Here is a 13591-nt window from a genome sequence, read left to right on the forward strand (position 1 = left end):
GGCGCGCTCAGGCGACCTGGTTGATGATGGCCTCGGCGACCTCCCGCATGGACAGTCGCCGGTCCATCGAGGTCTTCTGGATCCAGCGGAACGCCTCGGGCTCGGTCAGCCCCATCTTGGTGGTCAACAGCGACTTGGCGCGCTCCACGAGCTTGCGGGTGGCGAACTGCTCCTTCATGTCCGTGACCTCGCGCTCGAGCGCGGCGATCTCCTCGGCCCGGGAGATCGCGATCTCGATCGCGGGCACGAGGTCGTCCACCGTGAACGGCTTGACCACGTAGGCCATGGCCCCCGCCTCCCGGGCCCGCTCGACGAGCTCCCGCTGGCTGAAGGCCGTGAGCAGGACCACCGGGGCGATCCGGTCCGAGGCGATCTGCTCCGCCGCGGTGATCCCGTCCAGGACGGGCATCTTCACGTCCATGAGCACGAGGTCGGGGCGGAGCTCGCGGGCGAGCTCGACCGCGCGCTGGCCGTTGTCGGCCTCCGCGACGATGTCGTAGCCGGCGTCCCGGAGCATCTCCACGATGTCCAGGCGGATCAGGGTCTCGTCCTCGGCGACGACCACCCGGCGGGCCGGGCGCAGGTCGTTGTCCCCCGCGTCCGCGGGCAGGTCGTCCTGGGCCTCGGGGGCCTCCGCCGGGGAGGGTTTCGGCTGCTCCGTCACGCTGACTCCTTGGCTGCTGGTGCGTCGTTGCCCGCGCCGCGCGGGCGGTGGGGCCCGCGGCGCCCGGCTGCCCGGCGCCGCGCGTTCGGTCCGATCAGCCCCAGCCTATAACTGTTGTAGAGTGGGCGAGCGCAGGATCCGCCCTGCCGAGGCGGCGCGGACCGCGACCGCGGGCCCAAGTGGCGGAATTGGCAGACGCGCCGCACTCAAAATGCGGTTCCACTGGAGTGTGGGTTCGAGTCCCACCTTGGGCACCAGCACCCCGGACCGGTGGTCCGGGGTTTCTCGTCCCTCCCCCGCGCCGTCAGTGCCCGGTGCCCCGCTCCCGCACCAAATTCGTGACCCGCGCCGTGGACAGCCGCCGGCCCCGGTCGTCGGTCATCACGACCTCGTGGACGGTCAGCGTGGCTCCCAGGTGCAGCGCCGTGCACGTTCCGGTGACCGTGCCGGAGGCGACGCCGCGCTGGTGGGTGGCGTTGACGTCGACGCCCACCGCGTACCGCCCCGGCCCGGCGTGCACGCTCGCCGCGGTGGAGGCCAGGGTCTCGGCGAGGACGCAGTGCGCTCCCCCGTGCAGGATCCCGCCCGGCTGGGTGTTCGGCTCGACCGGCATCGTGGCGACCGAGCGCCCGGGCGTGAGCTCCGTGAACCGGATGCCCATCGCCCGGGCGAGCCCGCCCATCCCGTGCCCGGGAAAGTGGGCGTGCAGCTCCTCGGGGACGCCGTGCTCGCGCAGGTCCCGGGAGTGCTCCTCGGGGGTCATGCCCGCGGGGCCGGTCAGCCCTCCCGCCACGGTCCCACGCGCTCGCGCCGCTGTTCCCCGCCGAGCAGCTCCCCGGCGTCCGCGACGTCGCCCACACGGTGCACCTTGACGAGGTTGGTGGTGCCGGCGACCCCGGGGGGCGAGCCGGCGCAGATCACGACGAGGTCGTCCCGGCCCGCGAGGCCCTGCTGCTGCAGGTGGAGGTCCACCTGACGGGTCATCTCGTCCGTGTGGTCCACCTTGGCCACCTGGATGGGCTGCACGCCCCACAGCAGGGACATCAGGGCGGTGACGAGGGGCTCCGGGGTGAAGGCCAGGATCGGGTGGGCCGGGCGCAGCCGGGACAGCCGGCGGGCGGAGTCCCCGGACTGGGTGAAGGTGCAGAGGTAGCTGACGTCGAGCTGCCGGGCGATGGTCACCGCCGCGCGGGTCACCGCGCCGCCGCGGGTGCGCGGCTCCGTGCCCAGGGCCGGGACGCGCTCGAGCGCCTGGGACTCGGTGGCCTCGATGATGCGGGCCATGGTCTCGATGGTCTCGATCGGGTACTTGCCCACCGAGGTCTCCCCGGAGAGCATGACCGCGTCCGCACCGTCGAGCACGGCGTTGGCGCAGTCGGAGGCCTCGGCCCGGGTGGGACGCGGGTTGTCGATCATCGACTCGAGCACCTGGGTGGCCACGATCACGGGCTTGGCCCAGCGCCGGGCGAGCTCGATGGCGCGCTTCTGCACGATCGGGACCTGCTCCAGGGGCAGCTCCACGCCGAGGTCGCCGCGGGCCACCATGATGCCGTCGAACGCGTCGATGATCTCGTGCAGGGAGTCCACCGCCTGCGGCTTCTCGATCTTGGCGATCACCGGCAGCCGCCGGCCCTCCTCGTCCATGATCTCGTGCACCCGCACGATGTCCTTGGCGTCGCGCACGAAGGACAGCGCGACCAGGTCGACGCCGCGGTGCAGGGCCCAGCGCAGGTCGTCCTCGTCCTTGTCGGACAGGGCCGGGACGTTCACGGCCACGCCGGGCAGGTTGATGCCCTTGTTGTTGGACACCGGCCCGCCCACGACCACCTCGGTGGTGACGGTGGTGTCGGAGACGGCCGTGGCGCGCAGGGCCACCCGGCCGTCGTCGATGAGCAGCGGGTCGCCCACGTTGACGTCGCCGGGCAGGCCCTTGTGCGTGGTGGAGCACAGCCGCGCGGTGCCCTCGACGTCGTCGATCGTGATCGAGAACTCGTCGCCGGGGAGCAGCTCGTGCGGGCCGTCCGCGAAGCGGCCGAGCCGGATCTTCGGCCCCTGGAGGTCCGCGAGGATCGCGACCGTCCGCCCGGCGTCCGCCGAGGCCCGCCGCAGGTTCTCGTAGGACGCGTCGTGCACGGAGTGGTCGCCGTGGCTCATGTTGAGCCGGGCCACGTTCATCCCGGACCGGATCGCCTGGGAGAGGTTCTCGTACGAGGAGATGGCCGGGCCGATCGTGGCCACGATCTTCGCTCGTCGCATGTGTGCCGCCTTGGGTCGAGGGGTGCCACCGGGGAGGACGTGCACAGCACTGCGGCCGGGGGCTCCGTCGCGCAGGACGCGACGCAGCTCCCGGCCGCACTGCCTGGATGCTCCGCCCCGGGGCGGGAGGTCGTCCCCAGCCTATCAACGCCGTCGCCGGTGTCGAGGCGACCGGGTCGCCACCCCGCCCCGGACGTGCGACGGCGCGGGCCGCTCCCTTCGCGGAAGGGGGCCGCCCGCGCCGTGGCGCCGTCCTACAGGCTGAGGTCGATGGCCCGGTCGGTCGGGGCCACCGGCTCCGGCAGGCGGGTCGAGCCCATGAGGAACCGTTCGACGGCGGCCGCGCAGGCGCGGCCCTCGGCGATCGCCCAGACCACCAGGGACTGGCCGCGGCCGGCGTCACCGCACGCGAACACGCCGTCCACGTTGGTCATGTACCGGTCGTCGCGGGCGAGGTTGGTCCGGCCGTCCAGCTCGGCGCCGATCTGCTCGGTGATGTCCTCCGACTCGTTGCCGGTGAAGCCCAGCGCCAGGAAGACCAGGTCGGCCGGGATCACCCGCTCGGTGCCGGCCTTCGGGGCGCGCCGCCCGTCGGGCAGGTACTCGGTCTCGGCGACCTTCAGGCCGGTGAGCTTCCCGTCCTCCCCCACGAACTCCACGGTGGAGGCCAGGTACGTGCGGTCCCCGCCCTCCTCGTGGGAGGTCGAGATCTCGAAGACCTTGGGCATCATGGGCCACGGGTCGGCGTCGGAGCGGTCCGCGGCCGGCTTGCGGCCGATCGCCAGGGACGTGATCGACGCCGCGCCCTGGCGGTTGGCGGTGCCGATGCAGTCGGAACCGGTGTCGCCGCCCCCCAGGACGATGACGTGCTTGCCCGCGGCGGAGATCTGGTCCTCGACCTCGTCGCCGGCCACCACGCGGTTGCCCTGCACCAGGTAGTCCATCGCGAAGTGGACGCCGTCGAGGTCGCGGCCCGGGATCTGCAGGTCCCGCGGGCGCGTGGCGCCGGTGGCGACCACCACGGCGTCGTAGCGGCGCTTGAGCTGGTCCCAGGTGATGTCCTTGCCGATCTCCACCCCTGGACGGAAGCGGGTGCCCTCGGCGCGCATCACGTCGAGGCGCCGGTCGAGGACCTCCTTCTCCATCTTGAAGTCGGGGATCCCGTAGCGCAGCAGGCCGCCGATCCGGTCGTCGCGCTCGTAGACCGCCACCGTGAACCCGGCCTGGGTCAGCTGCTGGGCCACCGCGAGGCCCCCGGGCCCGGAGCCCACGACCGCCACGGTCTTGCCGACCAGGCGCTGCGGGACGAACGGCTTGACGACGCCCTCGTCGAAGCCCATCTCGCCGATCGAGTACTCGATCTGCTTGATGGTCACCGCGGGCTGGTTGATGCCGAGCACGCACGAGGACTCGCACGGCGCCGGGCAGACCCGCCCGGTGAACTCCGGGAAGTTGTTGGTGGCGTGCATCCGCTCGACCGCCTCGGCGTCGAGGCCCCGCCACACGAGGTCGTTCCACTCGGGGATCAGGTTGCCGAGAGGGCAGCCCTCGTGGCAGAAGGGGATCCCGCAGTCCATGCACCGGCCTGCCTGCTTCTGCAGGACGCCCCGGTCCTGGGCCTCCTGGACCTCCTTCCAGTCCATGATCCGGACGGGCACCGGCCGCTTGGGGCGGTCGACGCGCTCGGTCACCTTCAGAAAACCGCGCGGATCAGCCACGGGTCGTCACCTCCAGGATCTTGTGCCAGGCCGTGTCGCCGTCGGGGTCCTGCCCCCGGGTCCGGGCCTCTTCGCGGATGCCCTGCACGGCGGCGTACTCCCGCGGCAGGACCTTGGTGAAGCGCCCGAGCGTGGCGACGGGGTCGGCGAGGAGCCGGTCCGCGAGCTCGGAGCCGGTCTCCTCGGCGTGCTTCGTGATGAGCGCCAGCACGGTCTCGGCGTCGGCCTCGTCCAGCGGCAGCAGCTGCAGCTCGCCGCTGTCGCGGGCCTGCTTGTTGACCGAGGTCGCGGCGAGGTCGATGACGTAGGCGACGCCGCCGGACATGCCGGCGCCGAAGTTGCGCCCGGTGCGGCCGAGCACCAGGGCGGTGCCGCCGGTCATGTACTCGCAGCCGTGGTCGCCGATGCCCTCGACCACCGCGGTGGCGCCCGAGTTGCGCACCAGGAACCGCTCGCCCACGGTGCCGCGCAGGAAGATCTCCCCGCTCGTGGCGCCGTAGCCGATCACGTTGCCCGCGATGACGTTCTCGGAGGCCTCGAACACCGCGTCCCGCTCGGGGCGCACGATGATCCGCCCGCCGGAGAGGCCCTTGCCGCTGTAGTCGTTGGCGTCGCCCTCGAGCCGCAGGGTGATGCCCTGCGGGAGGAACGCGCCGAGGGACTGCCCGGCCTGGCCGATGAGCGTCACGTCGATGGTGTCGTGCGCGAGGACGTCGGTGCCGAACGTCCGCGTCACCACGTGGCCGAGCATCGTGCCGACCGCGCGGTCCGTGTTGATGATGGGCTGCTGGATCCGCACGGGCTCCCGCTTCTCCAGGGCGGCCTCGGAGAGCCGGATGAGCTCGTTGTCGAAGTGCTTCTCCAGCTCGTGGTCCTGGCCGCGCATGTTGCGCACCGCCGCGCCCCGGTGCTCGAGCACCGTGGAGTGCAGGATCGGCGAGAGGTCGAGCCCGTGCGCCTTCCAGTGGTCGATCGCGTCCTTGGTCTCGAGGACCTCGGCGTGCCCGACGGCCTCCTCGAGCGAGCGGAAGCCGAGCTGGGCCAGGTACTCCCGGACCTCCTCGGCGATGAACTCGAAGAAGTTCACCACGTGCTCGGCCTTGCCGGTGAAGCGCCGGCGCAGCTCCGGGTTCTGGGTGGCCACGCCCACGGGGCAGGTGTCCAGGTGGCACTTGCGCATCATGATGCAGCCCTCGACGATCAGCGGGGCCGTGGCGAAACCGAACTCCTCCGCGCCGAGCAGCGCCGCGATGATCACGTCGCGGCCGGTCTTCATCTGCCCGTCGGCCTGGACGACCACGCGGTCCCGCAGGCCGTTGAGCATGAGCGTCTGCTGGGTCTCGGCGAGGCCGAGCTCCCACGGGGCGCCGGCGTGCTTGAGCGAGTTCAGCGGGGCCGCGCCCGTGCCGCCGTCGTGCCCCGAGACGAGCACCACGTCGGCCTTGGCCTTGGTGACGCCGGAGGCGACGGTGCCGATCCCGATCTCGGAGACCAGCTTGACGTGCACGCGGGCCTGCGGGTTGGAGCGCTTGAGGTCGTAGATCAGCTGCGCCAGGTCCTCGATCGAGTAGATGTCGTGGTGCGGCGGCGGCGAGATCAGGGACACGCCCGGGGTGGAGTGGCGCGTGCGGGCGATCCACGGGTACAGCTTCTGGGCCATGAGCTGGCCGCCCTCGCCGGGCTTGGCGCCCTGGGCCATCTTGATCTGGATGTCCTCGGCGTTGGTGAGGTACAGGCTCGTGACGCCGAAGCGGCCGGAGGCGACCTGCTTGATCGCCGAGCGCCGCTGCGGGTCGAGCAGCCGGTCGACGTCCTCCCCGCCCTCACCGGTGTTGGACTTGCCGCCGAGCTTGTTCATGGCGATCGCGAGGGTCTCGTGCGCCTCCTGGGAGATGGAGCCGTAGCTCATCGCCCCGGTCTGGAAGCGCTTGAGGATCGAGCTCACGGGCTCGACCTCCTCGAGCGGCACCGGCTTGCGGCCCGCGGAGAAGCCGAGCAGCCCGCGCAGGGTCAGCAGCTTCTTCGTCTGGTCGTCCACGAGCTTCGTGTAGGACTTGAAGATGTCGTAGCGGCCGGAGCGGGTGGCGTGCTGCAGCCGGAAGACGGTCTGGGGGTTGAACAGGTGCGGCGGGCCGTCCCGGCGCCAGTCGTACTCGCCGCCCGTCTCGAGGTCCCGGTAGGGCTCGGTCACGCCGTCCTCGGGGTAGGCCCGGCGGTGGCGGGAGGCGGTCTCCTCGGCGATGACGTCGAGGCCGATGCCGCCGATCTGGGTGTGGGTGCCGGTGAAGTAGTCGTCCACGAGCTCCCGCGACAGGCCGAGCGCCTCGAAGACCTGGGCGCCGCAGTAGGAGGAGACCGTGGAGATGCCCATCTTGGACATGATCTTCTGCACGCCCTTGCCCAGGGCCTTGATCAGGTTGTGCACCGCGTGCTCGGTGGTGATCCCGGTGAGGTCGCCCGAGCGCACCAGCTCCTCCGCGGACTCCATCGCCAGGTACGGGTTCACGGCCGATGCGCCGTAGCCGATGAGCAGCGCCACGTGGTGGACCTCGCGCACGTCGCCCGCCTCCACGATCAGCCCCACCTTGGTGCGGGTCGCCGAGCGCAGGAGGTGGTGGTGCACCGCGGAGGTCAGCAGCAGCGACGGGATGGGTGCCCACGCGCCGTTGGAGTCGCGGTCCGAGACGATGACGTACTCCACGCCGCGGGCCACGGCCGCGGAGACCTTCTCGCAGATCTCGGCGATCCGGGCGCGCAGGGACTCCGCGCCGCCGTCGGGGCGGTAGAGGCCGCGGACCTTCAGCGCCGCGGGCATCCCGTCCTCGCCCTCGATGTGCAGGAACTGGTCGAGCTGGTCGTTGTCGATCACCGGGAAGTCCACGACGATCTGGCGGGTGCGTACCCGCTCGGTGGTCAGCAGGTTGCCGGTCGGCCCGACGGACCCGCGCAGGCTGGTGACCAGCTCCTCGCGGATGGCGTCCAGCGGCGGGTTGGTGACCTGCGCGAAGGACTGCACGAAGTAGTCGAACAGGGTGCGGGACTTCTCGGAGAGCACGGCGATCGGGGTGTCGGTGCCCATCGCGTAGATCGGCTCGGCGCCCTTGGCCGCCATGGGCCCCACGATCATCTTCAGCTCCTCCTGCGTGTAGCCGAAGGTCTTCTGGCGCAGGGTGATGGAGGAGCGCGGGTGGACCATGTGCTCGCGCTCGGGCAGCTCCCGGATGTCGACGATGTTGCTGTCGGCCCACTCCTCCCACGGGGCGGCGGAGGCGACCTGGGCCTTGATCTCGGCGTCCTCGACGATCCTGCCCTGGGCGGTGTCCACCAGGAACATCGTGCCCGGGGACACGCGGCCCTTGCGCACGATCTTGCGGTCCCCGACGTCGACGACGCCGACCTCGGAGGCGAAGACGACCAGGCCGTCGTCCGTGACCCAGAACCGGCCGGGGCGCAGGCCGTTGCGGTCCAGCAGCGACCCGACCTGCACGCCGTCGGTGAAGGCCACCGCGGCCGGGCCGTCCCACGGCTCCATGAAGGAGGCGTGGTAGCGGTAGAACGCCTTGCGGGCGGGGTCCATGGTCTCGTGGTTCTCCCAGGCCTCCGGGATCATCATCATCATGGCCTGGGTGACCGGCCGCCCCGAGAGCACGAGCAGCTCGGCGACCTCGTCCAGGGACTGCGAGTCGGACGCGCCCTCCGAGCAGATCGGGAACAGCTCCTCGGGGTTGCGGCCCAGCAGCGGGGACTTCAGCTGCGACTGGCGGGCGCGCATCCAGTTCCGGTTGCCCTTGACGGTGTTGATCTCACCGTTGTGGGCCAGCGTGCGCATGGGCTGGGCCAGCGGCCACGAGGGGAAGGTGTTGGTCGAGAACCGGGAGTGCACGATCGCGAGCTCGGTGGTGAACCGGTCGTCGGACAGGTCCGGGTAGAAGGGCTCGAGCTGCTGGGTGGTCAGCATGCCCTTGTACACGATCGTGCGCGAGGACAGCGAGGGGAAGTAGACGCCGGAGCGGTTCTGGGCCCGCTTGCGCAGCCGGAACGCCTTCTGGTCCAGGCGCCGCCGGGCCGCCTCGTCCTCGGGCGCCGGCGTGGGCTCGGCCACGAAGAGCTGCACGAAGTACGGCATGACCTCCAGCGCGGACCGGCCCACCACGGACTCGGCCACCGGCACCGGCCGCCAGCCGAGGACCTGCAGCTCCTCGGAGCGCGCGAGCTCCTCGAGGGCGGCCTGGACCTGCTCGGCGTTCGTTCCGCCGTGCGGGAGGAACGCGGTGCCCACGGCGTAGCCGCCCAGGGGCGGCAGCTCGAAGTCCAGCACGGCCCGGAAGAACGCGTCCGGCAGCTGCGTCAGCAGCCCGGCGCCGTCGCCGGTGCCCTCGTCGCCGCCGACGGCGCCGCGGTGCTCGAGGTTGCGCAGGGCCGTCAGCGCGGCGTCGACGATCTCGTGGCTCGGGGCGCCGTTGAGGGTCGCGACCACGGCGAGGCCGCAGGCGTCCTTCTCCTCGTCGGGGTGGTAGAGGCCCTGCTCCTGGGGCGCGCTGGAGAACTGCTCGAACGGGGACTCCACCTGCTCCTGCCCGGTCGGGGCGGGAGCGGCCGGACGCGGGTCCGTGCCGTCCTGGGCGGAATTGTCACCGGGGGTGCCGGCCGGGGTAGAGGTCATGGCAGACGTCTCCTCACCATGGGGATGCGGTCAACAGGAGCGGCCCCCCGGGGGCAGGGCTCCGGTCGGGAGGTGCCGCCGGATCGTGAGCTGCCGCCGGCGTCCTCGAGCAGTGTCCGAGGAGGTGCCGGGCGGCGGAAGGGCCCCGTTCCAGGAATGTCCGACGCTGGACGATCGTGGCGTGCGCCGGAGCGGTCGACGTGGTTCACCCGTCCGCCGGTCAGGCGCCAGTAAAAACTAGCACTCGCATGTTACAGCTCTGAAAACTCTGCGGCACCGGGCCTCGTTCCGGCCCCCCGGTGCGGTATCAGGCGTGCGAGGACTCCACGGCGGCGCCCCGGGCCCTGCGGCGACGGATCAGCACCGCCGCGAACAGGGCCACCCCCAGGAGCACGACCCCCAGGGCGGTCCACACGTGCACGCGCTGGCCCAGCACCATGAGCGACGGGTCGATCCGCAGGAACAGTTCGATGAGCATCCGCCCCAGGCCGTAGTGGATGAGGTAGAGCGCGAACAACCGGCCGCCGTCGAGGCGGAACCGCCGGTCAAGGGCCAGCAGCAGCACCACGCCGAGCAGGTTCCACAGGGACTCGTAGAGGAACGTGGGGTGGAAGAGGGTGTCCGCAGGCAGCCCGGCCGGGAAGTTGGCGCTGCCGGGGTCGATCTCGAGTCCCCACGGCAGGGTGGTGGGCCGCCCGAAGAGCTCCTGGTTGAACCAGTTGCCCCAGCGCCCGATCGCCTGCGCGAGCAGGAGCCCGGGCGCGGCGGCGTCGGCGAAGACGGTCAGGGAGACCCCGTGCCGGCGGCACACCCACCACGCGGCGAGGGCGCCGAACGCCACGGCCCCCATGATCCCGAGGCCGCCCTCCCAGATCCGCAGGGCGTCCACGGGGTCCGCGCCCGGGCCGAAGTAGCCGGCCGGGTCGGTGATCAGCACGTGGTAGACGCGGGCGCCCACGATCCCGGCGGGAACGGCCCACATCACGATGTCCCACACGATCTCCGGGTCCAGCCCCCGGGCCGCCCAGCGGCGCGTGGTCAGCCACAGCGCCGCCGCGATGCCCGCCAGGATGCACAGGGCGTAGGCGTGCACGGTCAGCGGGCCGATCGAGAGACCGGACCAGTCCGGGGAGGGCAGGCCCTGCCGGAGCGGGGCGCTCATCAGGGCGGGCACGGGAGGAACGGCGCTCAGCAGCATGCGGTGGGGCCTCGGCTCGTGGGTGGTCGTGACGGGGCGGCCACGCCCGCGGGGGGCGGGACCGCCCCGTCACGCTATCAGGCGCGTCCGGCCAGTTCCCGGGCCAGCGCGCCCACGGCCTCGGGGCCGCCGTCGGCCAGCACCTGCACGAGGGCGGTGCCCACGATGACGCCGTCGGCGTACGCCCCGATCTCCTCGACGTGCTCCCGGCGGGAGACGCCCAGGCCCACGCACACGTGCTGGGCCCCGGCCGCGCGGGTGTCCGCGACGAGCTGCTCGGCGACGTCGGAGACGGCGTCGCGGGTCCCGGTGACGCCCATCACGGAGACCGCGTAGACGAAGCCGCTCGAGGCCCTGACCACGAGGTCGAGCCGCTCCCGCGAGGAGGAGGGCGCCACCAGGAAGATCCGGTCCAGACCGTGGGCCTGGGACGCGGCGAACCACTCCCCGGCCTCGTCGGGGATCAGGTCGGGGGTGATGATCCCCGCTCCCCCCGCCTCGGCGAGGCGCCGGGCGAACGTGTCGACGCCCATCTGCAGGACGGGGTTCCAGTAGGTCATCACCACGGGCACCGCGTCGGTGCGCTCGGCCACGGCACGGACCACGCGGAACACGTCGGCCACCCGGAAGCCGTTGGCGAGCGCCGTCGTGGTCGCGTGCTGGATCACCGGGCCGTCCATGACGGGGTCCGAGTACGGGATGCCGATCTCGATGACGTCCGCGCCGTTGGCGCCCAGGGCCACGGCCGCCTCGATGGACTCGTCCACGGTCGGGAAGCCCGCGGGGAGGTAGCCGACCAGGGCCGGCCGGCCCTGCTCCCGGCACTCGGCGATGCGCGCGGCGAGCCGCGAGCCGGAGCCGGCGCTCAGTCCCGGCGGCAGGATGCGGGAGGCGAGGTCGGTCCCGGTGGTCTCGTGTCGGGTGGTGCTCACAGTCGCTCGCCCTTCTCGCCGAGCTCAGCCTCGGCGCTGTCGTCCGGGAGCATCCCGAACCATTCCGCGGCGGTCGCCACGTCCTTGTCCCCGCGCCCCGAGAGGGAGACCACGACGATCTTCTCGGCGGCCGCCTCCGGCCCGAGCTCCTCGGTCCAGCGGCGGCCGATCTTCAGCGCCCCGGCCAGGGCGTGGGAGGTCTCGATGGCGGGGATGATGCCCTCGGTGCGGCACAGCAGCCGGAAGGCCTGCATCGCCTCCGAGTCGGTGATCGCCTCGTAGCGCGCCCGCCCGATGTCGTGCAGGTAGGAGTGCTCGGGGCCCACGGCCGGGTAGTCCAGGCCCGCGGAGATCGAGTGGGACTCGAGCGTCTGCCCGTCCTCGTCCTGCATCAGGTAGGTGCGGGCCCCGTGCAGCACGCCGGGGCGGCCCAGCGAGATCGTGGCGGCGTGGCGCCCGGACTGCACGCCGTCCCCGCCCGCCTCGAGGCCGTAGAGCTCCACCGAGGGGTCGTCGAGGAAGCCGTGGAAGATGCCGATCGCGTTCGACCCGCCGCCCACGCAGGCGGCGACGGCGTCCGGGAGGCGCCCGGCCTGCGCCAGGACCTGCTCCCGCGTCTCCTCGCCGATCTGCTCGTGGAAGTAGCGGACCATCGCGGGGAACGGGTACGGGCCCGCGGCGGTGCCCAGCAGGTAGTGGGTGTGCTCGACGGAGGCGACCCAGTCCCGCAGGGCCTCGTTGATCGCGTCCTTGAGCGTGCGCGAGCCGTTGGTCACGGGCACCACGGTGGCGCCCAGCAGCTCCATCCGCGCGACGTTGAGGGCCTGCCGGCGGGTGTCCTCCTCGCCCATGTAGACCACGCACTCCATCCCGAACAGGGCGGCCGCGGTGGCCGAGGCCACGCCGTGCTGGCCGGCGCCGGTCTCGGCGATCAGCCGGGTCTTGCCCATCCGCCGCGCCAGCAGGGCCTGGCCGAGCACGTTGTTGATCTTGTGCGAGCCGGTGTGGTTGAGGTCCTCCCGCTTGAGGAACACCCGGCACCCGGCCTCGGCGGCGAAGCGCTGGGCCTCCGTCAGCAGGGAGGGCCGGTTCGAGTAGTCGCGGGAGAGCCGCTGGAACTCCGCGGTGAACTCAGGATCGGCCTTGGCCTTGTCGAACACGTCCGTGAGCTCGTCGAGGGCGGCGATGAGGGACTCGGGCATCCACCGGCCCCCGAAGTCCCCGAAGTACGGTCCGGGGGCTCCGCGCAGGGAGGACGCCTCCGCGGCCACGGCCTGCGCCTCCGGCTCGGGGACGCGCCGCCGGGCCCGGGCGGCCGCTCCGGCCGCCCGGAAGCCCGCGATGGTCGCGGCGGGCTCGGCGCTGCGCACGAGCGCCTCGCCGACCAGGACGGCCTTGGCCCCGTGCGAGGCGTAGAGCGCGACCTGCTCCTCGCCCTCGACCCCGGACTCGGCCACGATCACCGCGTCCTGGGGCAGGAGCCCGGCGAGCCGGCCGAAGGTCCCGACGTCGGTGTCGAGGGTCTTCAGGTTGCGGACGTTGACGCCCACGATGCGGGCGCCCACGGCGACCGCGCGTTCGATCTCCTCGGGCGTGTGCGTCTCCACCAGGGCGTGCATGCCCAGCTCGTGGGTCAGCTCGAGGAAGCGGCGCAGCTCGTCGTCGGAGAGGGCGGCGACGATCAGCAGGACGAGGTCGGCCCCGTGGGCCCGCGCCTCCCAGATCTGGTACTCGTCGACCGTGAAGTCCTTGCGCAGCACGGGCACTCCCACGGCCCCGCGCACGGCGTCGAGGTCGGCCAGGGAGCCGTTGAAGCGTCGCTGCTCGGTCAGCACGGAGATCACCGAGGCCCCGCCGTGCTCGTAGGCCGCGGCCAGCCGCGCCGGGTCGTCGATCGGGGCCAGCGCACCCTTGGACGGGCTGGCGCGCTTGACCTCGGCGATGACCTGCACGGCGTCCTCGCCGGGTCCCCGCAGGGCGGTCTCGGCGTCCAGGGCGGGCGGGCGCTGCGCGGCCGCCCGGCGGAGCTCGTCGAGGCCGATGCGCTCGCGGCGCTCCGCCAGGTCCGCCCGGACGCCCTCGATGATGGCGTCCAGGACCGTCCCGGTGCTCTGTTGCGACATGGTTTCCTGTCCTCTCGACGGCGCTGGCCGCCCTGGT

General features: G+C 72.4%; 8 protein-coding genes and 1 tRNA gene. 1 reads left to right on the forward strand and 8 read right to left on the reverse strand.

Annotated features, from left to right (window positions below; all coding sequences use genetic code 11):
- Positions 1-7: 7 nt before the first annotated feature.
- Positions 8-610, reverse strand: coding sequence for an ANTAR domain-containing response regulator (locus tag ABD220_RS04150; protein ID WP_344120325.1), 603 nt, complete (start codon positions 608-610; stop codon positions 8-10).
- Between the two features lie 227 nt (positions 611-837).
- Here ABD220_RS04150 and ABD220_RS04155 point away from each other — a divergent pair.
- Positions 838-921 (forward strand) — tRNA-Leu (locus tag ABD220_RS04155).
- A gap of 47 nt (positions 922-968) precedes the next feature.
- Here ABD220_RS04155 and ABD220_RS04160 read toward each other — a convergent pair.
- The 7 genes from ABD220_RS04160 to trpB form a co-directional block, all read right to left on the reverse strand.
- Complete coding sequence (locus ABD220_RS04160; RefSeq protein ID WP_344120326.1) at positions 969-1427, reverse strand: PaaI family thioesterase; 459 nt, start codon at positions 1425-1427, stop codon at positions 969-971.
- A gap of 14 nt (positions 1428-1441) precedes the next feature.
- Complete coding sequence (pyk, locus tag ABD220_RS04165) at positions 1442-2920, reverse strand: pyruvate kinase (RefSeq protein ID WP_344120091.1); 1479 nt, start codon at positions 2918-2920, stop codon at positions 1442-1444.
- A 254-nt stretch (positions 2921-3174) separates the two neighbouring features.
- On the reverse strand, positions 3175-4638 hold the full coding sequence (locus ABD220_RS04170; protein WP_344120093.1) for a glutamate synthase subunit beta: 1464 nt from the start codon (positions 4636-4638) through the stop codon (positions 3175-3177).
- Entirely contained in the window at positions 4631-9301 is a 4671-nt protein-coding gene (gene gltB / locus ABD220_RS04175) for a glutamate synthase large subunit (protein WP_344120094.1), read from the reverse strand. The genes ABD220_RS04170 and gltB overlap by 8 nt, the downstream gene beginning before the upstream one ends.
- Before the next feature lie 307 nt (positions 9302-9608).
- The gene (gene lgt, locus ABD220_RS04180) at positions 9609-10499 is read right to left on the reverse strand and encodes a prolipoprotein diacylglyceryl transferase (RefSeq protein WP_344120096.1); all 891 of its coding nucleotides are present in this window, start codon (positions 10497-10499) and stop codon (positions 9609-9611) included.
- A gap of 77 nt (positions 10500-10576) precedes the next feature.
- Complete coding sequence (trpA, locus tag ABD220_RS04185) at positions 10577-11368, reverse strand: tryptophan synthase subunit alpha (RefSeq protein WP_344120328.1); 792 nt, start codon at positions 11366-11368, stop codon at positions 10577-10579.
- A 59-nt stretch (positions 11369-11427) separates the two neighbouring features.
- A complete protein-coding gene (gene trpB / locus ABD220_RS04190; RefSeq protein ID WP_344120098.1) occupies positions 11428-13554 on the reverse strand; it encodes a tryptophan synthase subunit beta in 2127 nt (708 codons plus the stop codon).
- Between the last annotated feature and the right edge of the window lie 37 nt (positions 13555-13591).

Origin of the sequence: Kocuria aegyptia (assembly GCF_039530085.1) — a bacterium.
Taxonomy (GTDB): domain Bacteria; phylum Actinomycetota; class Actinomycetes; order Actinomycetales; family Micrococcaceae; genus Kocuria; species Kocuria aegyptia.

Bases quoted from the DNA above. Each gene is read 5' to 3' on its own strand.
- ABD220_RS04160 (WP_344120326.1), bottom strand. From the start codon at position 1,427: ATGACCCCCGAGGAGCACTCCCGGGACCTGCGCGAGCACGGCGTCCCC.
- pyk (WP_344120091.1), bottom strand. From the start codon at position 2,920: ATGCGACGAGCGAAGATCGTGGCCACGATCGGCCCGGCCATCTCCTCG.
- gltB (WP_344120094.1), bottom strand. From the start codon at position 9,301: ATGACCTCTACCCCGGCCGGCACCCCCGGTGACAATTCCGCCCAGGAC.
- lgt (WP_344120096.1), bottom strand. From the start codon at position 10,499: ATGCTGCTGAGCGCCGTTCCTCCCGTGCCCGCCCTGATGAGCGCCCCG.
- trpB (WP_344120098.1), bottom strand. From the start codon at position 13,554: ATGTCGCAACAGAGCACCGGGACGGTCCTGGACGCCATCATCGAGGGC.